Source organism: Paenibacillus piri (assembly GCF_004354045.1).
Lineage (GTDB): Bacteria > Bacillota > Bacilli > Paenibacillales > NBRC-103111 > Paenibacillus_S > Paenibacillus_S piri.
Genome location: NZ_SMRT01000022.1, coordinates 74,480 through 95,763, shown reverse-complemented (window position 1 = coordinate 95,763; position 21,284 = coordinate 74,480). Strand labels below are relative to the sequence as shown.

22 protein-coding genes, 1 rRNA gene and 1 other RNA gene are annotated in these 21,284 nt (G+C 51.8%); 4 read left to right on the top strand and 20 right to left on the bottom strand.

All coding sequences use genetic code 11. From position 1 onward, the window contains the following. From E1757_RS30885 to rpoE, 17 genes are all read right to left on the bottom strand, one after another. A 16S ribosomal RNA gene (locus E1757_RS30885) occupies positions 1 to 130 on the bottom strand; the annotation flags it as partial. Between the two features lie 306 nt (positions 131 to 436). Beyond that, a complete protein-coding gene (locus E1757_RS30880; protein WP_133235548.1) occupies positions 437 to 706 on the bottom strand; it encodes a pro-sigmaK processing inhibitor BofA family protein in 270 nt (89 codons plus the stop codon). Continuing rightward, on the bottom strand, positions 706 to 984 hold the full coding sequence (locus E1757_RS30875) for a DUF2508 family protein (RefSeq protein WP_425464872.1): 279 nt from the start codon (positions 982 to 984) through the stop codon (positions 706 to 708). The genes E1757_RS30880 and E1757_RS30875 overlap by 1 nt, the downstream gene beginning before the upstream one ends. Positions 985 to 1,161: 177 nt before the next feature. Next, positions 1,162 to 1,758 carry a recombination mediator RecR gene (gene recR, locus E1757_RS30870; RefSeq protein WP_133235546.1) on the bottom strand — a complete coding sequence of 199 codons (597 nt, stop codon included), beginning with the start codon at positions 1,756 to 1,758 and terminating at the stop codon, positions 1,162 to 1,164. A gap of 143 nt (positions 1,759 to 1,901) precedes the next feature. Then, positions 1,902 to 2,213, bottom strand: a complete 312-nt coding sequence (locus E1757_RS30865) for a YbaB/EbfC family nucleoid-associated protein (RefSeq protein ID WP_133235544.1) — start codon at positions 2,211 to 2,213, stop codon at positions 1,902 to 1,904. A gap of 18 nt (positions 2,214 to 2,231) precedes the next feature. After that, the gene (dnaX, locus tag E1757_RS30860; RefSeq protein WP_133235542.1) at positions 2,232 to 3,986 is read right to left on the bottom strand and encodes a DNA polymerase III subunit gamma/tau; all 1,755 of its coding nucleotides are present in this window, start codon (positions 3,984 to 3,986) and stop codon (positions 2,232 to 2,234) included. A 65-nt stretch (positions 3,987 to 4,051) separates the two neighbouring features. Then, positions 4,052 to 5,113, bottom strand: a complete 1,062-nt coding sequence (locus tag E1757_RS30855; protein ID WP_133235540.1) for an ATP-binding protein — start codon at positions 5,111 to 5,113, stop codon at positions 4,052 to 4,054. A 157-nt stretch (positions 5,114 to 5,270) separates the two neighbouring features. After that, positions 5,271 to 5,534: signal recognition particle sRNA large type (gene ffs / locus E1757_RS30850), an RNA gene on the bottom strand. A 46-nt stretch (positions 5,535 to 5,580) separates the two neighbouring features. Beyond that, complete coding sequence (locus E1757_RS30845) at positions 5,581 to 5,970, bottom strand: hypothetical protein (RefSeq protein ID WP_133235538.1); 390 nt, start codon at positions 5,968 to 5,970, stop codon at positions 5,581 to 5,583. A gap of 92 nt (positions 5,971 to 6,062) precedes the next feature. Continuing rightward, entirely contained in the window at positions 6,063 to 6,260 is a 198-nt protein-coding gene (gene rpmE, locus E1757_RS30840; protein WP_079911082.1) for a 50S ribosomal protein L31, read from the bottom strand. 70 nt (positions 6,261 to 6,330) lie between these two features. Then, entirely contained in the window at positions 6,331 to 7,611 is a 1,281-nt protein-coding gene (locus E1757_RS30835; protein WP_133235536.1) for a radical SAM family protein, read from the bottom strand. Between the two features lie 70 nt (positions 7,612 to 7,681). Then, positions 7,682 to 9,001, bottom strand: coding sequence for a transcription termination factor Rho (gene rho / locus E1757_RS30830; protein ID WP_133235534.1), 1,320 nt, complete (start codon positions 8,999 to 9,001; stop codon positions 7,682 to 7,684). A gap of 82 nt (positions 9,002 to 9,083) precedes the next feature. After that, entirely contained in the window at positions 9,084 to 10,337 is a 1,254-nt protein-coding gene (locus E1757_RS30825; protein ID WP_133235532.1) for a UDP-N-acetylglucosamine 1-carboxyvinyltransferase, read from the bottom strand. A gap of 131 nt (positions 10,338 to 10,468) precedes the next feature. After that, positions 10,469 to 11,323 (bottom strand): class II fructose-1,6-bisphosphate aldolase, encoded by an 855-nt coding sequence (gene fba / locus E1757_RS30820; RefSeq protein ID WP_133235530.1) that lies wholly within the window; start codon positions 11,321 to 11,323, stop codon positions 10,469 to 10,471. Positions 11,324 to 11,501: 178 nt separating this feature from the next. Further along, positions 11,502 to 11,894: a response regulator gene (locus tag E1757_RS30815; protein WP_133235528.1), complete on the bottom strand. Its 393-nt coding sequence runs from the start codon at positions 11,892 to 11,894 to the stop codon at positions 11,502 to 11,504. Between the two features lie 198 nt (positions 11,895 to 12,092). Further along, positions 12,093 to 13,694 carry a CTP synthase gene (locus E1757_RS30810; RefSeq protein ID WP_133235526.1) on the bottom strand — a complete coding sequence of 534 codons (1,602 nt, stop codon included), beginning with the start codon at positions 13,692 to 13,694 and terminating at the stop codon, positions 12,093 to 12,095. A gap of 267 nt (positions 13,695 to 13,961) precedes the next feature. Next, positions 13,962 to 14,555: a DNA-directed RNA polymerase subunit delta gene (rpoE, locus tag E1757_RS30805; RefSeq protein WP_133235524.1), complete on the bottom strand. Its 594-nt coding sequence runs from the start codon at positions 14,553 to 14,555 to the stop codon at positions 13,962 to 13,964. A 369-nt stretch (positions 14,556 to 14,924) separates the two neighbouring features. Here rpoE and E1757_RS30800 point away from each other — a divergent pair, with 369 nt between their 5' ends. Next, complete coding sequence (locus E1757_RS30800) at positions 14,925 to 16,100, top strand: S8 family peptidase (protein WP_246079659.1); 1,176 nt, start codon at positions 14,925 to 14,927, stop codon at positions 16,098 to 16,100. 48 nt (positions 16,101 to 16,148) lie between these two features. On the opposite strand, the gene E1757_RS30795 is transcribed toward E1757_RS30800, so the two are convergent. Continuing rightward, positions 16,149 to 16,559 (bottom strand): YwiB family protein, encoded by a 411-nt coding sequence (locus E1757_RS30795; RefSeq protein ID WP_133235520.1) that lies wholly within the window; start codon positions 16,557 to 16,559, stop codon positions 16,149 to 16,151. A 154-nt stretch (positions 16,560 to 16,713) separates the two neighbouring features. On the opposite strand from E1757_RS30795, the gene E1757_RS30790 reads away from it, so the two are divergent. The 3 genes from E1757_RS30790 to E1757_RS30780 all read left to right on the top strand — a co-directional run bounded on the left by E1757_RS30790 (position 16,714) and on the right by E1757_RS30780 (position 19,394). Beyond that, on the top strand, positions 16,714 to 17,553 hold the full coding sequence (locus E1757_RS30790; protein WP_246079658.1) for an AraC family transcriptional regulator: 840 nt from the start codon (positions 16,714 to 16,716) through the stop codon (positions 17,551 to 17,553). Between the two features lie 76 nt (positions 17,554 to 17,629). Continuing rightward, the gene (locus E1757_RS30785; protein ID WP_133235518.1) at positions 17,630 to 18,493 is read left to right on the top strand and encodes a metallophosphoesterase; all 864 of its coding nucleotides are present in this window, start codon (positions 17,630 to 17,632) and stop codon (positions 18,491 to 18,493) included. Between the two features lie 25 nt (positions 18,494 to 18,518). Continuing rightward, positions 18,519 to 19,394, top strand: a complete 876-nt coding sequence (locus tag E1757_RS30780) for a polysaccharide deacetylase family protein (RefSeq protein ID WP_133235516.1) — start codon at positions 18,519 to 18,521, stop codon at positions 19,392 to 19,394. 90 nt (positions 19,395 to 19,484) lie between these two features. Here E1757_RS30780 and speB read toward each other — a convergent pair whose 3' ends face one another. Continuing rightward, complete coding sequence (speB, locus tag E1757_RS30775; RefSeq protein ID WP_133235514.1) at positions 19,485 to 20,354, bottom strand: agmatinase; 870 nt, start codon at positions 20,352 to 20,354, stop codon at positions 19,485 to 19,487. A 47-nt stretch (positions 20,355 to 20,401) separates the two neighbouring features. Further along, entirely contained in the window at positions 20,402 to 21,229 is an 828-nt protein-coding gene (gene speE, locus E1757_RS30770) for a polyamine aminopropyltransferase (RefSeq protein ID WP_133235512.1), read from the bottom strand. Positions 21,230 to 21,284 lie beyond the last annotated feature (55 nt).

Here is a 21,284-nt window from a genome sequence, read left to right as displayed (position 1 = left end):
ACAGGCAGGTTGCCTACGTGTTACTCACCCGTCCGCCGCTAACTGTCCCCGAAGGAACAGTCCGCTCGACTTGCATGTATTAGGCACGCCGCCAGCGTTCGTCCTGAGCCAGGATCAAACTCTCCACGATACCCCAAAAAGTGAAGCGGAACCTCCGTAGAGAATTCCGATTACTTTTCGGGGGCCCCACATTACTGAGGGGATGTAAAAAAGCTTGTCTTAAGCTCAAAAGTAATGCTAGCGAGAATTTGCATTCTCTATTTTTAACACTCACTCGTTGTTCAGTTTTCAAAGGGCAAGTCCGGCAAACTAAAAGGAAACTATGTTCAATTCATTTTGCCATTCATTTCGCCGTCGTTTTTAGCGGCGACTTTCTTAATATACCACAGCTCGGAAAGTAAATGCAAGTCTTTATTTTTCCAAAGCCGTCATTACATCATACGATCCACAGCTTAAGTGCGAGAAGCAGCATTAACCCGGGAACACCGAGGATGCTCACCGTACCGACGGTCGTCGCATTCAGCGGAACTTCGACTCGGGTATACGGCCCGAGCAGATTAACAATATACAATAAAAATGCGGCAATTGCAACATGGAGGCAAACATAGCCAATCCAGTTAAATGCATATTTGTGCCGAAAAAGCGTGAACAACAGAATAATACCGGAAATCGCAAAAATCGCCCACAGCAAATAAGTTTTAACCATTAGCCCTCCATGGCCCTCCCTCTATGGAAATCGGCGGCAGATACGTTTAAATTTTTAGCCTGCTTCAGCAGCATTTCAAAACGTTTTTCAGCAGCCTCCAATGCAAATACCGCATAATCGATTTGTTCCTTTTCAAGCACGAAGTCCAGTCTTTTTTGCGCGGTTACCCATTCCATGTGGGCCCGCTCGATTTCTTGCATCAGCTGCCATTTGTCATTTTGCTCCATTTCCTGCCGTCTGCGCTGTTCGCGTGTCAACCGATACCACAATCTCAACACCGATCCCTCCCGAGTTTAGCCTTCTGATCAAAAAACAGCATGTACAAGGAATGAACGCAAGATGCAAGTTCAATGTCCTCAATCCATTCCTATTCAGAAGCCGCCGGGATAGAACCATAAATTAAAAAAAAGCCGCACATACCCAGAGATATGTGTGACTTTTTGATATCGGTCAAGCTACAGCTCTCTGCGCCCTTCGAGCGCTTTGGTCAACGTAACCTCATCCGCATATTCCAAATCGCCGCCAACCGGAAGCCCGTGAGCAATCCGGGTCACTTTCAAACCGAAAGGCCGGACAAGCCGGGATAAATACATCGCGGTCGCTTCCCCTTCTATGTTCGGGTTCGTGGCGAGAATCAGCTCCTGCACATGCTCATCGCTCAATCGCTTCAGCAAATCGGCAATCCGGATTTCGTCGGGACCGATCCCTTCCATTGGAGAAATAGCGCCATGCAGCACATGGTAATAGCCGTTAAATTCTTTCGTCCGCTCCATAGCTACGAGATCCTTCGGTTCCTGAACAACGCAAATAATCGAACGATCTCTTCCTTTGTCCTGACAAATGCGGCATGGATCCGTATCCGTAATATTACAGCACACCGAGCAGTAGTGCAGGTTTCTTTTCACATTGACCAAGGCTTTGGCAAAATCAATACAGTCGTCTTCCTTCATACGCAGCACGTGAAAAGCAAGCCGCGCCGCCGTCTTGGGGCCGATGCCCGGCAAACGGGAGAAGGCATCTATCAGTTTGGCTAACGGTTCGGGATAAAACAAAGGGATAGCTCCTTATGGTGCGGCTTTGGCTTCGATTACAGAGCACGTACGCCGATATCGAACGGCGAGCCGATAATAGGCTCGGCACGCTGAACATCTGCGCGGGCATACGAAGCAGTCCGGCACGCCTATGTGTAAAAGTTTTAGAATAAACCGGGAATGTTCATGCCGCCGGTTAAGCGCGACATTTCTTTGTTGGCCATCTCCTCGGCTTTGGTCATCGCATCATTAACAGCCGTCAGGACGAGATCCTGCAGCATTTCCACGTCATCCGGATCTACGGCCTCCGGTTTAATGACGATGGAGGTCACTTTCTTCTGTCCGCTGACGCTCACCGTTACGACACCGCCGCCGGCTGTGCCTTCGACAGTTTTTTGGGCGAGCTCCTCTTGCGTTTTGAGCATTTGCTCCTGCATTTTTTTCACTTGCTTCATCATTTGATTCATATTGTTCATTCGAATCCACTCCTTGTGTCAGTCTTCTTTTATTTTCACCAAATCTTCACCAAACAATTGGATCGCTTCACTAATCCATTCCTCTTTAACAGCCGGAGACTCATCCTCGGGAACCAGCTTCAGCTCCTCCTTGCCGCTTTCAGCCGGTTGGGCCTGATCGGCGGCCGCTTTCCAATCCTTCAGCATGATCGTTACGAGGCGGGACGGCTTGCCAAGCACATCCGTCATGACCTGCTCGATCAACTGCTTATTGGCGGGCTTCTCCGTCGTCTCGCGGTGCATGGAACTTTTAAAGGCAACCAGCACTGCGTCGTCGCAAACCGAGACAGGCTCCCCGTCAACGAGCCAAGCGTGAATCGTAATGCGCTGCTCCTTGACGCGGCCCAGCACTTGGCTCCACCGCTGGGCGACAGCCTTGCTGTCGGGGGAATCTTTCCCCTGCAGGAAGCCGTCGAGCTTCTCTACGCTTTTCTTCATCGCCGCGGGAATGGCGGCGCTGCGCGAAGTCGGACCCGACGGCCCGCTGCCCGCACCGCCGACGGCCGCTGGCGCCGCTCCTTGCTTTTGCAGCTGCGCAAGCTGCTCCTCCAACCGCTGAATGCGGCCCGTCAATTGGGCCACAAGCCCATCGGGCCCGCGGCCCGCGGCCCCGCCGGAAGCATCGGCCGGACCGGCCGGGGCTTCGCCGGAAGTCGGGCTGCACAGCTTCATCAGCGCCACTTCCAGCAGCGTCTGCGGCTGTACGGAATATTTCATCTCCGTCTGGTAGTAGTTCAACGTGTCCATCATGGAGATGAGCTCCTGGGTCGTGAACGATTCGGCGACGGCGGCAAATTGCTTGACATCGATGATTCGGTCCGTTGCGGCTTGCGAGCCGGGAACCATTTTGACAATCAATAAATCACGGAAGTAATACAGCAGGTTTTCCATGCACTTGTCGGCGCTCTTGCCTTCCTGCATCAATGCGTCGATCAGCTGCAGCACAGCCGCAACATCACGCCGCTTCACAGCCTGAATCAGCTGTTCGAACTGATCCGAGGCCATTCCTCCCGTAATGGAAATAACGTCCTCATAGGTGACATGCTTGCCGGAGAACGCCATGATCTGATCCAGCAGGCTCAGCGCATCGCGCATTCCGCCGTCGGACAGTCTGGCGATAAAACGGATTGCGTCATCGTCAGCCTCGATCTGCTCTTCATGACATACCAGATGCAGCCGCTCTACCTGCTCTTCAAGCGAAACGCGACGGAAGTCAAACCGTTGGCAGCGCGAAATAATCGTAGCCGGCAGCTTGTGCGGCTCCGTCGTTGCCAGAATGAACATCACATGCGCAGGCGGCTCTTCCAATGTTTTCAACAACGCATTGAAAGCTTCCGTCGTCAGCATATGAACTTCATCAATAATGTATACTTTTTGCCGGACTTCAGTCGGCGCATATTTCACCTTATCGCGGATGTCGCGGATTTCCTCTACGCCCCTGTTGGAGGCAGCGTCGATCTCTACAACGTCCATAACCGCGCCTTCCGTGATCCGGATACAATTCGCGCATTCATTGCATGGCTCTTCCGCCGGACCGTTCAGACAATTGACGGCCTTGGCTAATATTTTGGCAGCGCTTGTCTTCCCCGTTCCCCGGGGCCCGTTAAATAAATAAGCGTGCGTAAACCGACCTTCGCGCAGCGAGTTTTGCAACGTTTGAACGATGTGCTTTTGACCCACAATTTCTTGGAAGGCCTGCGGTCTCCACGTTCGGTATAATGCGATATGTGCCATAACGTCCTCTCCAACAAATGTTTATCCTATATAGTATACTACACATCGGGAGGCGTTTGTAGTGGTCATGGAAAAGGGATGCTGACGGTAAACGTCGTCCCGAAACCTTTCGAAGAGACACGGATATGACCGCCGATATCATGAATGATTCGCTGGCAAACCGACAGACCTAGCCCTGTCCCTTCGCTCTTCGTAGTGAAGAAAGGATCGAAGATTTTATCGATAACAAAAAGCGGTATTCCCGGACCTGTATCATGAATATCGAAATTTACTTTTCGCTCGTCATCGTCCACCCTTTCCGTCAGAGTTAACCTGCCCCCGTCTCCCATCGCTTCAATCCCGTTTTTGCAAATATTCAGAAACACTTGCTTCAACAGCTCCCGATCCGCTATCACCTGCGGCAGCTTATCGGCCGATTCGTATTGTACGCTAACCCCGTGCATAATCGCTTCATTATTAATGATAGGCAATATTTCCCGCATTACCCGCGAAATATCGACCGCGTCATAGGTGACGTTTTTCGGTTTGCTGAGCAATAGAAACTCGTTGACCAGCTCATTGATCCGGTTGATCTCCGTCAGCATCACCTCGGTGTATCCGCTCTCCCGTTCCATCCCAAGATCCTGCATCGTTTTGCGCATCATTTGCAAGAAGCCTTTGATCGATGTGAGCGGATTGCGGATTTCATGGGCGGTTCCCGCCGCGATCTGGCCGATCATCGCCAGACGGTCGCTGCGCTGTACCTGTTCCTCCAGCGAACGGAGGTTCGTCACATCTTTAAATATGATGTAAGCGCCAACGACGCGATGCTCTTCATCGCGCAGCACGTTGGAATCCACGAGCAGCTCATAGCGCTCCTGGTTATTCGTCCAGGAAAGCGCATGATTGCGGACGACCATCCCGTCTAAAATGTTGCGATGCACCAATTGATGTTCCGCCGGCATATTGGCAAATATTTGTTCCACCGGGCAGTTGATTATCTCCTCTTTCACCAGCCCAAGCACGCGGCAGGCCATATCACTGATATCAATGAGTTCAAATTGGGTATTCATCAAAATGACGCCAAGATTAACATCCCGTAAAAATGTACCAGCGAATCGTTGTAGCAAATTCAATCCTTGCTGCACCGGACCACCTCCCCCTTGACTACCAACCCCAGTTAACTTTAGTATACAATTCTCCTAAATATTTCATTTTCCTTCTGTAAAACAAAAAAACACCGCCGTTAAGCCGCTTCTGCAGCCTGAGACGATGTTTTGCCACGTGTATATGCATGTATGTAAACCGTGCACCTAATTTGATATTACGATCCAAGCGGAATTTCTAGACTCGACTCAAGTTAGGCCACCCTTCGGCACATGAAACATCCTGTTTACGGCTGCTTTCTTCCGAACCTGACCGGGTTCACAAGCATCCATTGCGAAGGACCCGACTCTCAACACCGATTCTAAAACCCAAGCCTCACATCGCAATACCGCAGTTAGGCGATCAACCCCGCTATAGCGGATTGCAGGTTACAGGGCACCGCTACCTCCCCGTCTAGCACGGCAAACATAAGTATAGTCGATTCACAATGAAATAGCAACCGCCGGCATTATTTGCGAGCAACGGAAACTTTAACCGTATACCGCGGCATCGCCTGCGTTAACTTGTCGAATGCTTCTCTTTCAACCGCAGCCAGCTCTTGATCCGATAAACGGGCCGGCACATCGATTCTGACATTAGCGACAGCCCCGTTCACCGTAATCGAAGAACCCCTGACATGGGGAATTTGATTGATCGTGGATTTCATAAGCTGCGTATCCGCATTATAATTGTGATAGGTTGGGCTTGTCGGCATATTCGGATTGACGTCCGATATACCGAGCAGTCCGTCGTTTGCGTAAGATTTGACTTGGACATTTTGTTTCTGGCAAGCCGTGAACGATAGGATCACGAGAGCACTCAACAGTACGATTGATGCTTGTTTGATATCTATTTTCAACAAAAACACCTCCTGCAGCTTCCTAAAGAATGTGTTCTTAGGATAGCCACAGGAGGCTGGATTATGCTGTAAGCAATTGGTAACTCATGCAATTAGATGCCGTATTTCTTTTTGAACTTATCGACACGGCCGCCGGCATCAACAAACTTCTGCTTACCTGTGAAGAACGGATGGCAAGCGGAGCAAATTTCAACACGCAGATTTTGCTTGATGGAGCCTGTTTCAAACGTATTGCCGCAAGCGCAAGTAACTGTAGTGTTGTGATACGTTGGATGGATTGCTTCTTTCATGACTTTCACCTCTTTTGCCCTGAATCACCATGTGAAACAGAGTTATCATATAGAAAACACATGAATTATATCATGTTGATTGCTGCCGATGCAAGCTATTTCTCCGGTTCAGTTCTGCCGGTATATGGGTGTAGGAGCCCAGTACCACATCGGGAAGCTCCTGCTCGTATATGTCCAGCATCTGCTTCATGCCAAGCAGCTCGCCTTGCGGCTTCGGAATGAGGTTAAGGTAGCTTTCCGGGTCAATGTTCAAATTGCGCAGCTGAATCAGCTTCAGCCCGGTGCGGCGAACGAATTCAATCATCGCCTCGACCTCTTCCTCACGATCCGTAACGCCCGGGAAAATCAGGTAGTTGATCGACGTGACGACCCCTTTGTCGGCCGCATAGCGCAGCGACTTCTCGACATTACGCAGCGTATAGCCGCGCGGCTTGTAGTAGGCGTTGTAATGATCGTCCAACGCGCTGATCGTACTGACGCGCATCAGATCAAGCCCGGCATCGACAATGCCGCGGATATGATCGGTCAATCCGGCGTTCGTATTGATGTTGATATAACCGTTGCCGGTTTGCTGCCGGACGCGGCGCATCGCTTCAATGATCGTTGGCGCTTGCGTGGAAGGCTCGCCCTCGCAGCCTTGTCCGAAGCTGATAATGGCATCCTTCGTCCTCAAATGCTCCAGCATCACCTGAACGACCTCATCCACGGTCGGCTTGAAATTCATCCGCGTCTGCGGAGCTGGAAAGCCGCTGTCCTCCGGCTGCTCGGAAATACAGCCGAAGCAGCCGGCGTTGCAGGAAAACGAGACCGGTACGGCGCCTTCCAACCGTCCCAGAAAGGTGTTGGAGGCTGTCAGACACTCGTACTCCAACGCACAGTTGGACAAGTGCCGGTACAGCCGGTTGCCTTCATAATTTTTCAACAGCGTCTCTACTTTAACCTCCAGCTCTGCGGGATCGCAGTTGCGCGGGTTCCACGGCTCCGCATCGTCGCTTGCATGGGCGGCGACATAAAATTGCCCGTCCTTCCAGACGACGGCGGTATAACCGAATAGCGGGAGCGCCTGCGTTTTATCCGATTTCACATAGCTGGGCAGGAGCAGGCGAGTAAAGCCCTGCGGCATCAATGCGCCTACCGCGTTAATCTCTCCCGGCACAACCCGCATTTCGCCGGATTCGGCATGAACGCCGATGGGCCGGGTATGCGGAAGGCTGACCAAGGTGGCCCCCTCCGGCAGCGGAATCAGCTCATCGTCCATAATGTCCGTAACCATATCTCCATTGCGACCGAGGGAGACGTAATCGGGATGGTCAAATACGTTCCCGTCAAGGTCGGCATAAACTAGATTCATAAAGCAGCTTCTCCTTATGCACAGCCGGCACAACCAAAAGCTTCGCCCTCGGGCGAAGCCGGTCGCAAGCTTATGATGCCGAATTTTTCACCCGTTTCGACGACGAGGCGGACGAGGATGCGCCGCTGCCGCCGGACGGCTTGCTGCCGGACGTATCAAGCGAATCGAGAAACTCTTGATTCGTTTTGGAGTCGGCCAGCTTTTTAATAAACGCTTCGATATATTCATGAGAATCGTTCATGCTTTTGCGAATCGCCCATACTTTATCCAGCACGTCTTTGGTCAGGAGCATTTCCTCGCGGCGCGTACCGGAACGCCGAATATCGATAGCGGGAAAAATACGCCGTTCGGCCAGCTTCCGGTCCAAATGCAGCTCCAGGTTACCGGTTCCTTTAAACTCTTCGTATATCACGTCATCCATACGCGACCCGGTCTCGATCAACGCCGTAGCCAAAATCGTTAAGCTGCCGCCCTCCTCGATATTGCGGGCCGCGCCAAAGAAGCGCTTGGGCCGGTGAAAGGCGCCCGGATCGATACCTCCGGACAGCGTACGGCCGGATGGCGGTACGACCAGATTGTAGGCACGGGCCAGCCGCGTAATGCTGTCGAGCAAAATGACGACATCTTTCTTATGCTCCACCAACCGCTGCGCCCTTTCAAGCACGAGCTCGGCGACCTTGATATGATTTTCAGGCAGCTCGTCGAATGTGGAGGCGACAACCTCGCCCTTCACGGAACGCTGCATGTCGGTAACCTCCTCCGGACGCTCGTCAATCAGGAGCACAAATAGCTCGACCTCCGGATGGTTCGTCGAAATGCTGTTGGCAATTTCTTTCAACAGCAGTGTTTTGCCCGCTTTAGGCGGAGCGACAATCAAACCGCGCTGTCCAAAGCCGACAGGCGCCAACAAATCCATAAGCCGGGTAGAAAGATGCGCAGGGGATGTTTCCAAGCCAAGCTTTCTTTGCGGATATAAAGGGGTCAGAGCCGGGAAATGCAGCCGCTCCGCTGCGGTTACAGGATCCTCTCCATTGACCGCTTCGACATGAAGCAGTCCGAAATAACGTTCATTCTCTTTGGGAGGTCTGCATTTACCGGAAACGAGATCGCCCGACCGCAAATCAAACTTGCGAATTTGCGAAGCGGAAATGTAGATGTCCTCGGAGCTCGGCAAATAGTTAATAGGCCGCAGAAATCCGAAGCCGTCCTGCAATATTTCCAGCACGCCCTGCATAAACATCAATCCGCTTTTTTCTGCCTGCGCTCGTAAGATAGCGAATATAAGTTCTTTTTTCTTCAATTGCCCATAATACGGGATTTGATGCTTTTTGGCCAACTGGTAAAGTTCTGTCAGTTTCAGTGCTTCTAGTTGCGCTAGAGGCATATCCATCTTCTCAACCACCAAACTATTAAATTTTCAAAAATTTGAAATATAATCTAGCATTACCCAAATTCAGTTCGGCTATACCGGGTTAATCCCGCTCCCGCCAAACCTCGGCGCCCAAATTTGATAGATTCAACACCAAATGATCGTAGCCCCGGTCGATATACTCGACGCCCGTTATTTCGGTCACACCGTTCGAGACGGTCAATCCTGCGATCACAAGCGCGGCTCCTGCCCGCAAATCGGTCGCCTTCACTTTGGCGAAGCTGAGCGCTCCGCCCTCGATGACGGCGGAGCGGCCCTCCACTTTAATTTTGGCCCCCATGCGCAGCAGCTCCGGGACATGCTTGAAGCGGTTGCTGTAAACATAATCACTCAGTATGCTGACACCTTGGGTTTGCGTAAGCAAGCTAGCCATCGGCGACTGAAGATCCGTCGCAAAGCCGGGGTATACAAGCGCTTTTACATCGACGCTTTGATATTCGGGCCGGCCGATCACGCGAATCGATTCATCCATCTCCTCAATCGTTACGCCCATTTCCTGCAATTTAGCCGTAATGGCCTCAAGATGCTTGGGAATAACGTTATCTACAATGACGTCGCCACGGGTTGCAGCGGCGGCAATCATGTATGTACCCGCTTGTATGCGGTCCGGTATAATCGAATGCCGGCAGCCATGCATGGACTCCACGCCTTCGATCCGGATCGTTTCCGTGCCCGCTCCTTTAATTTTCGCGCCCATAGCGTTCAACAGCGTTGCAACATCTATAATTTCAGGCTCTTTAGCCGCATTTTCGATCAAAGTAAAGCCTTTGGCACGCGAGGCTGCCAACATAATATTAATCGTCGCCCCTACACTGACGACATCGAGATAAATTTTCGCTCCGACGAGCTGCTTCGCTTGAATATGCAAGGCTCCGTTTTCCGTGCTTACCTGTGCGCCCAACGCTTCAAAACCTTTGATATGCTGATCAATAGGCCGCGGCTCAAAATTACAACCGCCCGGCAATCCGATCGTCGCTTCCCCGAAGCGTCCGAGCAGTGCGCCCATTAAATAATAAGAGGCTCTAAGCTTCTTTACATTGCCGTTAGGCATCGGCTTCGATTTCAGCCTGCTCGGGTCGATGATCATCTGATCCTCGTTCCGCTGCACGACTGCCCCCAGCTCTTCGAGCAGCTCCGAATAAATAGCCACATCGCTTAAAATAGGCAAATTATCCAGCGTAACCGTCGTTTCCGATAAAATTGCAGCCGGTATTAAAGCGATTGCACTGTTTTTGGCACCGCTGATTTGAACTGTCCCCTGCAATGGACGACCGCCGGCGACCATCAATTTCTCCATTCGTCCCTCTTCCTTCCACATTACCACTTTAAAGCACTAAACGACATGAATAACCGATAGGCGTCAACATCAAGACAATACAATAGAAAGGGAAACACATCGTCGTCACGATGCATTTCCCGTCATTCAAATTAAGCTTGGTTGGAACTTCCGAACAATTGAATTTTGGATTTAACCACTTCAACCATGGCTTTGCGGGCAGGAGTGAGGTATTTACGAGGATCGTACACTTTCGCGTCTTTGTTCAGCACTTCGCGAATCGCATCGGTACAAGCGACTTGGTTTTCCGTATTCACGTTGATTTTACCTACGCCGGCCGCGATCGATTTGGCGATCATTTCATCAGGAACGCCGGATCCGCCGTGAAGCACAACCGGTACCGGAATCGCTTTGGATACTTCCTCGATAATGTCAAAACGGATGTTCGGCTCGCCTGCATACATACCGTGGGCTGTACCTACGGCGATTGCCAGGCAATCGACGCCGGTTTCCTCGTAGAAGCGGATCGCTTCTTCCGGCTTCGCCAAGCTTGCATTTTCCTCATCCACGCTGATGTCGTCTTCCACGCCGCCGATGGTTCCGAGCTCGCCCTCAACGGAAACGCCCATCGCACGCGCCGCTTTGACGACTTCTTTCGTCAAGCGGATGTTTTCTTCAAACGAATAATGAGAGCCGTCGAACATAACGGAGCTGAAGCCCGCGCGGATACATTTCATCGCGACTTCAAAGCTGCTGCCATGATCCAGGTGAAGCGCGATCGGCAAGCCGGATTTCTTGGCCGCCGCTTCCGCGATTGCTACGGTAAACTCGATACCCATATACTTCAAAGCTCCTTCACTCACACCGTAGATGAAAGGAGATTTCAGTTCCTGTGCAGCTTCAACGATAGCCTGGGCGAACTCCAGGTTGTTCATATTGAACTGACCTACCGCGAATTTGTTTGCTTTAGCTTTGGGCAAAAATTCATTCATTGAAACCAATGGCATGTGACTCTTCCTCCTAGTAATTATTGACCGAGTTTATTGCAATAAACCGCTCATTTGTCATACTGACCTATTATAGCATATTACAACTAAAAAGATAACCAAGCGGCAAGCTTTTTTCATAAACCGGAACTGCATAATATAACCAAATAATAGAGTAAAAAAAAGAGACCCTGTATCCTCAGGACCCCACTGCATATGAACTGCTATTGGATGGGCGCAAATGATTATTAACCGCATTGCGCAATTCATCGATATCGAAAGGTTTGGTAAAATGCATGATTGCTCCGAGGTCTGTAGCCTCCTTGATCATATCCAGCTCGCCGTAGGCGGTCATCATGATCACTTTGATGGAGCTGTCGATCGCTTTAATATGTTTCAAAATGTCCAATCCGTCCATACCCGGAATTTTCATATCCAACAAAACCAGATCGGGAGAGGCTGATCTTACGATTTCCAAAGCTAGCTTTCCGTTTGATGCTTGATAGGTCTCATACCCTTCGCTGCTAAACACTTCCATCAGCAAAATCCGAATACCGTTCTGATCATCTACAATAAGCAACTTCTTCTTCAATACGGTAACCTCCTCATTTAGCATTCGCATTGCCGGAACTCCGCTCTGAATGAACTAGCCTAACAACATGAATTCGCTACAAATCTTGAGATTCCTGCTGGTTGCTGAAGGAAAGTTGAAAACTTTTACAAATCAAGAAGTTTTTGAAGGTAGCTTATCTATTATTTGGTATATGCTGTCGGATTATGAAGTATTCCCTTATTGGGATAAATTAAACGCCGCTTGAACAAAATGTTTGAACAACGGCTGCGGCCGGTTCGGCCGGGAAGTAAATTCCGGATGGAACTGTACAGCCAGAAACCACGGGTGCTCCGGGCATTCGACAATCTCGACCAGACGTCCGTCAGGCGATGTGCCCGTAATCTTGAGGCCTGCCGCTTCCATCGTTTCGCGGTACTCATTGTTAAACTCGTAGCGGTGACGATGTCTTTCATAAACAAGCTCGTCATCGTAGCAGCGCATGGCGAGCGATCCTTCCGCCAGCTTGCACGGATACAAGCCGAGACGCATCGTGCCGCCCAAGTCCTCGATATCCTTTTGCTCCGGCAGCAAATCGATGACCGGGTAAGGCGTCGTCGGGTTGATCTCGGAGCTGTTCGCACCTTCCAGGTTCAACACGGAACGGGCATACTCCACTACCGCTACCTGCATGCCGAGACAAATGCCGAAGAACGGCACTTTATGTTCACGGGCATAGCGGATCGCCGATACTTTTCCCTCGATACCGCGGTCGCCAAAGCCCCCGGGCACCAGTATGCCCTGTACGCCGCCCAACAGCTCGGCTACATTGTGATCGTAAACATCCTCCGCATTCACCCAGCGGATTTTCACTTCGGTATTGCAATCGATCCCGGCATGGCCCAGCGCTTCGACAATGCTTAAATAAGCATCATGAAGTGCGACGTACTTGCCGACGATTGCGATTTCAGTCGTATGCTTAAGCGATTTGACGCGCTTGACCAGGTTTTCCCATTCCGTCATATCCGGCGGGTTGCCGGCAAGCTTCAGATGATTGACGACGATGTCGTCCAGCCCCTGCTCGCGGAGCATCATCGGCACCTCGTACAGCGTGTCCGCGTCGAGGCATTCGACGACGGCGCCGGCGTCGATATCGCAGAACAGCGCCAGCTTGCGCTTCATGTCATCCGTCAGCGGATGCTCCGTACGGCAGACGACGACATGCGGCTGGATACCAATACTGCGAAGCTCCTTCACGCTATGCTGGGTCGGCTTCGTCTTCACCTCGCCGGCCGCTTTCAAGTAAGGAATCAGCGTAACATGAATATACATGACGTTTTCGCGGCCGATATCGCTTTTAATTTGACGAATCGCTTCCAAAAACGGCAAGCTCTCGATATCGCCGACCGTGCCGCCGATTTCCGTGATGACGACGTCCGACTGGGCTTCCCGGCCTGCGCGAAACACGCGGTCCTTGATTTCGTTCGTAATATGCGGGATCACTTGAACCGTCCCGCCCAAATATTCGCCTCTGCGTTCTTTGGTAATGACGGAGGAATACACTTTCCCGGTCGTGACATTGCTGTTTTTGGACAGGTTAATATCGATAAAACGCTCATAGTGGCCTAAATCCAGGTCGGTTTCCGCGCCGTCGTCCGTAACAAATACTTCACCGTGCTGGTAGGGACTCATCGTTCCCGGGTCCACATTGATATATGGATCGAACTTTTGGATGGTTACCTTAAGACCCCTGTTTTTCAAAAGCCTTCCGAGCGATGCGGCCGTAATCCCCTTGCCTAGCGAGGACACGACGCCTCCCGTAACAAAAATATACTTGGTCATGTATGTAAAACCTCCAATTTTGATAGATAGTATGCCTCGAAACCGGTACCCGTAAACTTGTGTTCCACTTGCCGGGAAGCTTGTGACGCCAAAGCAAAATCATTCTGAATACGGCATAAATCGCCCTTTAAAAAAGAAAAAAGCACCCCGAAATAAAGGGGGCACTATAGTTAAGACATTCGTCAAAAATCACTCATCAATCAAAAGCCCAGAAAATAGTTTACTCTCAACGCCCAGCGCTGTCAAGTAAAGCGGGACAATCGAAAATTATTTGTCGCTGCCTTCTTCTTCGTCCTCATCGTCTTCATCTATATCGTCGTCCAAATCATCGTCAATCTCCGCATCTTCTTCCTCATCTATGCCGGAGTCTTCCATCTCTTCTTCGTCCATCTCCTCTTCGGCTATGAACTCGGTTTCTTCCTCCGCTTCTTCCTCGGCGTCAAAATCGTCGTCGCGAACTTTATCGAAGGAATCGTACTCTTCTTCCTCAACGAAGGCGTCCTCTTCCTCGGCAAACAGATCCTCGTCGTCCAGGTCGTCGTCTTCATCGTTAATGATACGTGGACGTTTGCCGCTGCCGACCGCATCCTCCGACTTCTCTACCGGATACCAACGCTTTAAGCCCCATAAATTCGAGCCGACACATGCGAACCTTCCGTCAATGTTGATCTCCGTATATAGTTGAGCGATCACCTGCATGACTTCTTCTTCGGAGAGTCCTTTTATTTTGGAAATTTCCGCCATCAGGTCACGGTAATAAAAAGGTGTATTGGCCGCTTTCAGCACTTCAAATGCAAGATCGACCATCGGCATCTCTTTAGCCTTCTCCGCACCGACCTTGAGCGTATATTGTGCACTCATTCAAGCACGTCCCTTCGAACATTTTCACAAGCGTTTCTAATCAATATTCCATTATACTCCTAATAGTAAACCTCATTTTATGTAAAAAAGCAACTGTGCCGCATCGTTGAAAAAAAAGAAGAAGCGAAGGACATCGTTCCTCCGCCTTGACTGTATCCGCGAAGACGGCGAATCCCGTCCGCCGCTCCCTTCATTAAGTAAGAGAACCTGACGATTCCCCTCATTCATCGTATGTCGCCGCCCTGTTTCTGACACGGCTTAGTACCCATTTATTTAGAAAAAGGCGATGCGCACATGCCGCAGACCTCATTCCCACATAAGATATGGAAAGTGCAAAATGGTATTCCGATATGCGGGAGGGACGAAGCTTTGAAACCATCCTTGTTTGTCGAATGGCTGGACGAAGCCATGGAAGGCGCCGAAGGCGCCGAAAGCAAGCATATCATCCGATTCACAAACCGTCATGATTTCGGGGCCTGTCTCGAGCAGTGGAACCTGATGAAAAAATCGTTGCCCCGCCTGAACGGCATCCAGCCTTTAAAAATCATTTCGGCCTTCTCCTGCGCCTTGGCATCGATCTCCAAGCTGGCGTCTGTTCCTTTTATACAATCGATCGAAACGGATAGCAAGATGAGCGTCCATACTTCCAAAATCGTAAGCGCCGTCCAACCCGCAGGCAAAAAAGCTAGCAGCGGCCGGATCGGAGGCGTGCCTTGGGGGATCAGTCATATCCGCGCTCCGCAGGCATGGGGCAAATCCAAAGGGGATCGCATCCGCATCGGCGTGATCGATACCGGCGCCGACTACACGCATCCCGACCTCCGTCATTGCCTGTCTTATGGCGTGAACTTGCTGAACCGGCATTTAATGCCGAACGATGATAACGGGCACGGCACCCATATTGCCGGAACGATCGCCGCATCCGGCCGGCAGCGCGGAATCAACGGCGTCGCCCCGCAGGCCATAATTCACCCCGTCAAAGCGTTCGACCATCAGGGAAGCGCCTTCGTTTCGGATATTATCGGCGGCATCGACTGGTGCGTAAGAAATCAGCTTCATATTATCAACATGAGCTTCGGAATGAAAACCTACAGCAAAGCATTGGAAACCGCGATCCGCAACGCTTACCATGCCGGCGTCATTGTCGTCGCCTCATCCGGCAACGAGGGCAAGCAGGCAACCATCGATTATCCGGCACGGCTGCGCCAGGTCATAGCGGTTGGAGCCACGACGCGTCGCGGGAAGGTCGCCCCCTTCAGCAACTCCAGCAAAAAGATCGATATTTACGCGCCCGGCGAAAAAATTTACTCGACCTGGCTACGGGGCAAATATCATGAGCTGAGCGGCACCTCCATGGCAACTTCGCATGTAACCGGCGTGATTGCGCTCATGCTGTCCAGGAAGCCCGGCTTAAAGCCGATGCAGGTCAAATCGATCATTAAGAAAAATGCCAAGCTGCTGATCCGCACAGGAATCAGCATTAAAGAAATCCATGCCCTGCGCGCAGTCGGCGCGCTCTCCAAATTGTCTCCCACGGATAATTAGCCCTTTTTCAGGGCTTTTTTCAGTTATAAAACAATGAGCATTCGCCCTTTATCGGGCGGAAATCGTGAGCTTCAACCGATAAGCTCCCGATGCCTCACCCATCGCATACAGCACGTAGCTCCATTCCACAGTGCCGAGACCTTCCGTCAAATCGACGGCCAGCGTCCGGGTCTCCGTTTCCAATTCCAGCCTTCCCTGCGGAGTATCGTAATAGCCTCTGAGCCGCTTTCCGCATACAAATGTCTGCTCCGAACGGACGCCTCCTTGACGGATGATGCGTATACTTTCATGCTCCAGCCGGATCGTCGTGACCGTCCCTTTCAGCTCGGCGGACGGTTCCTCGTAGCGCAAGTAATAATGGCTTTCCTTGGGATATACGTCGCCTTCTATATGCTGGGTTATACGTTCGCCATCGATATTGCTTTCTATCTGCACATCCACTTTCATTGGCCCAATCATCGCTGCTTTCCAACCTCCTGTCACACAACCCATAGTGTAGCGAATAGCGGACGGTTAATCAACGCGCCTCCGTATCTTTCCTTTATATCAATCAAACAATTTTCTTGATAATATAAACATATTCATATCTCAATCGGCGGGAGCTGGACGACGGATGGATCGCAGTATGATGGATCACAACATATTTGGCGTCATTACGGAAATGGAGCAGAAGTTTCCGATTTATGTAACGAGCGTCGGGAGCTGGCATAACCAGGAGCCGATGATGCGCGAGCACGGCTTTCCGGACTTCCAATGGATTCAGACACTGCATGGAACGGGGCGGCTGGAAACGGGCGGCAAATCGTATACGGTCAGCCAAGGACAAGGGATGCTGCTGTTCCCCCACGAAAAGCATCAATATGCTCCGGTCCGCGAGCCTTGGACATTGAAATGGGTAACGTTCAACGGCGCCCATATGGCCGATATGCTGGCGTCGCTGCATTTCCACCGATCATCGGTGCTGAATTTGACCCATCCCGACATTACGCTTTCGAAGATGGTGTCCATTCTGTCTTTGCTGCAGATGCAAAACCCGCTGCGCGGGGTCGAATGTTCGGCGCTCGTCTATCAGCTGCTGCTCGATTTGTACCTATACACCTCCCGCTCCGAGGTTCGCTCCAAGCAGCAGCAGGCCGAGCAGCTCGCTCCCGCCTTTCATTATATAGAGGAAAACTATAACCAGCCTGTCAGCCTGCAGCAGTTGGCCGACAGACTGGGGGTGACGCCGCAGCATACATGCCTGTTATTCCAGCAGACGCTCGGCATCCGCCCCTTCGCCTACATAACCCGCTACCGGCTGCGCAAAGCGAAAGAGCTGCTCCTGCAAATGATGGATATGGAGGTCCGGGACGTTGCCCGGCATGTCGGCTATGAGGACAGCAGCTATTTCATCAAGCTGTTTAAGCAGCAAGAAGGAGTTACACCAAACCATTTTCGAAAAATTCACAGATGACGACAGCAACCTTACGAGGTTTTAAACGTTATATATTTGTTAAGACTCGTTACAAGCTTGAAAAAAGGGGAAGCTGATGGCAGGAACGATGAACAGACGGACATTTTTGAAAAAAAGCGTCTATGCGCTGACCGGAATCGCCGCCGTCCCATTCACCGGGTACTCCTATGCGCGGTTCGTCGAGCCCGGCTGGCTTCAAATCAATCCGGTGGAGCTGGCACTGAAACGGCTTCCGGCCGCTTTTGACGGCATGCGGATCGTTCAGTTCAGCGATGTGCATCTGGGATTCCATTATTCCGTCCCGCATTTGGCTAAGCTGGTTACGAAGATCCAGTCGCTTCAGCCGGATCTGATCTGTTTCACCGGCGATTTGTACGATTCGGCGATCAATGAAAGCGGACCGGTTGCGCAGGAGCTGTCCCGCTTAAAAGCGCCGTTCGGCAAGGCGGCCGTACTCGGCAACCACGATTACTTGGCGCGGAAACCGGAGCAAATTGCCGGTCTGCTGTCCGGCAGCGGTTTTACGGTACTTACCAATCGGTCGGCCCCCCTCGAACGGGGCCGGTCGCGGATCTGGATAAGCGGCGTCGACGATATGTGGGAGGGCAAGCCGGATTTGGCGAAAGCGCTGCAGGGCGTGCCCGCGGGCGATTTCCATCTGCTGCTGTCCCACTGCCCGGATTTTGCCGATACGGCGCTCCAGCATCCGGTCGACCTGCAGCTGTCCGGCCACAGTCACGGTGGGCAGGTACGGCTGCCGTTTTACGGCCACATCATCGCCGCGCGCTATGCGCAAAAATACGTCAACGGCTTGTACTCGCTTGGCGGCGGGAAGCTGCTTGTATATACGAACCGCGGCATCGGCGTTTCGGTGCTCCCTGTCCGGTTCTGGTGCAGGCCGGAGATTACCGTTTTTACACTAAGACAAGGTACGTCCTGAGAATCAAAGGGGTTATAGTTCAGTCATGTCGAGGATAACGAAATTACTGCTGTTCAGCTGCGCGCTTCCGCTCATCTTGTTCGTCGTATACCGTTGGGGGAGCTACTCCTATAAAGATCAGGTTGCGGTTTTGGCGTATCACCATTTAAGCGATAAAGACAAAAGCAATGTGACGATAACCCCGGAGCTGTTCCGGAACCAGCTGGCTTTGCTGAAGTCCAAAGGGTATCATTTTATGACGCTGGACGAATTCCGCTCTTTTATGGACGGGGGTCCGGCACCCAAAAGATCGGTGCTGGTCACTTTCGATGACGGCTATGAAAGCTTCTATACATACGGCTACCCGATATTGAAGGAGCTTCGCATTCCTGCCGTCAACTTCGTCGTGACCAAGGATCTGGCCAATCCGAAAGCACCCAAATTGGCCGCGCTGTCAAAGGACGAAATCCGCGAAATGTCCACACAGACGGACACCATCGAATTCCAGTGTCACTCCCACGAGCTTCATACTAAGGTAGATGGCATTCCCGCGCTGACCAGCTTCATGCAGGTGAACGGCGAGATGGAGACCGACGAAGCTTACCGGAGCCGCGTCGTCAAAGATACGCAAATGTGCATAAACAGCCTGACCGGGCTCCGGCAGAAAGCTGTGGACATGTATGCTTATCCGTTCGGCGATTACAGCAAGGAAGCGACGGAGCTGCTGCGGCAAGCCGGGATTCGGTACGCGTTCACCGTCGTGAACCGGACGTTGTCCCGCAGCGACGATCCGATGCATATCCCCCGTGTCAACGCAGGCAATCCGAGCATTACGCCGGAAGCGTTGGACCGGATGATCATGCGGCGCGCCGTCACTCAAAACCTCCCGTTCCTGCGAAAGAAGGATACTCCGGGAGGTTGAAGATCGGCATTAGTCACGGAAAAATAAAGGCAGCCCTTATCGCCGATTGGCAATAAGGGCTGCCTTGATTATTGTTAAGACTACCGTCGGTTACTTGACAAGTCCGAGCAACATTTCCCGGATCAATTTGGCCGCAACGATCTGGGTCTGTTCCGTCGGGTCATAAGCAGGCGCCACTTCTACGACATCCGCGCCGACGAAGTGGAGATTGGCCGCCGCCATTGCGTGGATCGCCGCCAGCAGCTCCTTGGACGTAATGCCGCCCGCTTCCGCCGTACCGGTACCCGGAGCGCAGGACGGATCGAGCACGTCGATGTCAATCGTCAAATAGATCGGACGTCCGGCCAGCTCCGGCAGCACCTTTTTCAGCGGCTCCAGCACCTCGAACGGGTAAAAGTTAATATGCTCGCGGGCATACTTGAATTCCTCCCGGGAACCGGAGCGAATGCCGAACTGATAAATGTTGCGCCCGCCCATCAGTTCCGCCGCCTTGCGAAGCGGCGTGGAGTGGGACAGCGGTTCGCCCTCGTACTGCTCCCGCAGATCGGCATGAGCGTCGAAATGGATTATCGCCAAATCTGGGTATTTCGCGTAAACCTCGCGGAATATCGGCCATGAGCATAGGTGCTCCCCGCCGAGGCCGATCGGGAATTTGCCGTCGTTCAGCAAACCGCGCACATAATCGCCGATAATATCGAGGCTGCGCGCCGGATTGCCGAAAGGAAGCAGCAAATCGCCGGCGTCGAAATAAGTGATGTCCTCCAGGCTCTTATCCAAATAAGGGCTGTACTCCTCCAAACCGATCGATACCTCGCGGATGCGGGGCGGACCGAACCGGGAGCCGGGGCGGAAGCTGACGGTAAAATCCATCGGCATTCCGTAAATAACGGCGCGGGATGCCTCGTAATCATCGGAGCTCAATATAAACACGTTGCCGGAATAGGCTTGATCCAAACGCATGCGCTACACTTCCTTCGCCAATTTCTTCAGCCAACCATTGGCCGTTCTTATTTGCACAAATCCTCTACGAACTTCGGCAGCGCAAAGGCGGCCTTATGAAGGCGCGGGGAGTAGTATTTGGTATCAATTTCGGGAATTTTCGTTTCGTCAACCTGCAGCGGATCATGCTTTTTGCTGCCCAGGGTGAAGGTCCACAAGCCGCTCGGGTAGGTCGGAATATTGGCGCAGTACACGCGCACGATCGGGAAAATTTCTTTAACGTCGCGGTTGACGCTTTGGATCAGGTCCGCTTTGAACCAAGGGTTGTCGGTTTGCGCTACAAAAATGCCGTCATCCTTCAAAGCTTCAAAGATACCTTGGTAGAAACCGCGGCTAAACAGCTCAACGGCAGGACCGACCGGCTCGGTCGAGTCGACCATGATAACGTCGTACGTATTTTTATGGTCGTGAATATGCATGTAGCCGTCGTTCACGATCACTTCAACCCGCGGATTGTCAAGCTCGCCGGCGATTTCGGGCAAATACTTCTTGGAATATTCGATGACTTTGCCGTCGATTTCGACCAGCACCGCTTTTTCCACCTCGGGATGCTTCAGCACCTCGCGGATAACGCCGCCGTCGCCGCCGCCCACTACGAGCACATGCTTGGGATTGGGATGCGTGTACAGCGCAGGATGCGCCACCATTTCATGATAAACAAACTCGTCCTTTACCGTAGTCATCACCATGCCGTCCAGAACGAGCATGCGGCCGAATTCTATTGTATCGATCATGGCAAGATCTTGAAAATCGGTTTTCTCCGTTACAAGCGTCTCACGAATTTTCGCTGTTATTCCGAATTGCTCCGTTTGTTTTTCCGTGTACCATAATTCCATGGCTGATCAACCTTCTTTCTCACGATTTCCGTCCATTTTTTCATAAAAACGATCT

Excerpts from the sequence above, each read along its gene's own strand:
- E1757_RS30880 (WP_133235548.1), bottom strand. The coding sequence starts at position 706 with ATGGTTAAAACTTATTTGCTGTGGGCGATTTTTGCGATTTCCGGTATT.
- E1757_RS30865 (WP_133235544.1), bottom strand. The coding sequence starts at position 2,213 with ATGAACAATATGAATCAAATGATGAAGCAAGTGAAAAAAATGCAGGAG.
- dnaX (WP_133235542.1), bottom strand. The coding sequence starts at position 3,986 with ATGGCACATATCGCATTATACCGAACGTGGAGACCGCAGGCCTTCCAA.
- rpmE (WP_079911082.1), bottom strand. The coding sequence starts at position 6,260 with ATGAAAGAAGCAATCCATCCAACGTATCACAACACTACAGTTACTTGC.
- E1757_RS30835 (WP_133235536.1), bottom strand. The coding sequence starts at position 7,611 with ATGAATCTAGTTTATGCCGACCTTGACGGGAACGTATTTGACCATCCC.
- rho (WP_133235534.1), bottom strand. The coding sequence starts at position 9,001 with ATGGATATGCCTCTAGCGCAACTAGAAGCACTGAAACTGACAGAACTT.
- E1757_RS30825 (WP_133235532.1), bottom strand. The coding sequence starts at position 10,337 with ATGGAGAAATTGATGGTCGCCGGCGGTCGTCCATTGCAGGGGACAGTT.
- fba (WP_133235530.1), bottom strand. The coding sequence starts at position 11,323 with ATGCCATTGGTTTCAATGAATGAATTTTTGCCCAAAGCTAAAGCAAAC.
- E1757_RS30810 (WP_133235526.1), bottom strand. The coding sequence starts at position 13,694 with ATGACCAAGTATATTTTTGTTACGGGAGGCGTCGTGTCCTCGCTAGGC.
- rpoE (WP_133235524.1), bottom strand. The coding sequence starts at position 14,555 with ATGAGTGCACAATATACGCTCAAGGTCGGTGCGGAGAAGGCTAAAGAG.
- E1757_RS30795 (WP_133235520.1), bottom strand. The coding sequence starts at position 16,559 with ATGATTGGGCCAATGAAAGTGGATGTGCAGATAGAAAGCAATATCGAT.
- E1757_RS30790 (WP_246079658.1), top strand. The coding sequence starts at position 16,714 with ATGGATCGCAGTATGATGGATCACAACATATTTGGCGTCATTACGGAA.
- E1757_RS30785 (WP_133235518.1), top strand. The coding sequence starts at position 17,630 with ATGGCAGGAACGATGAACAGACGGACATTTTTGAAAAAAAGCGTCTAT.
- E1757_RS30780 (WP_133235516.1), top strand. The coding sequence starts at position 18,519 with ATGTCGAGGATAACGAAATTACTGCTGTTCAGCTGCGCGCTTCCGCTC.
- speB (WP_133235514.1), bottom strand. The coding sequence starts at position 20,354 with ATGCGTTTGGATCAAGCCTATTCCGGCAACGTGTTTATATTGAGCTCC.
- speE (WP_133235512.1), bottom strand. The coding sequence starts at position 21,229 with ATGGAATTATGGTACACGGAAAAACAAACGGAGCAATTCGGAATAACA.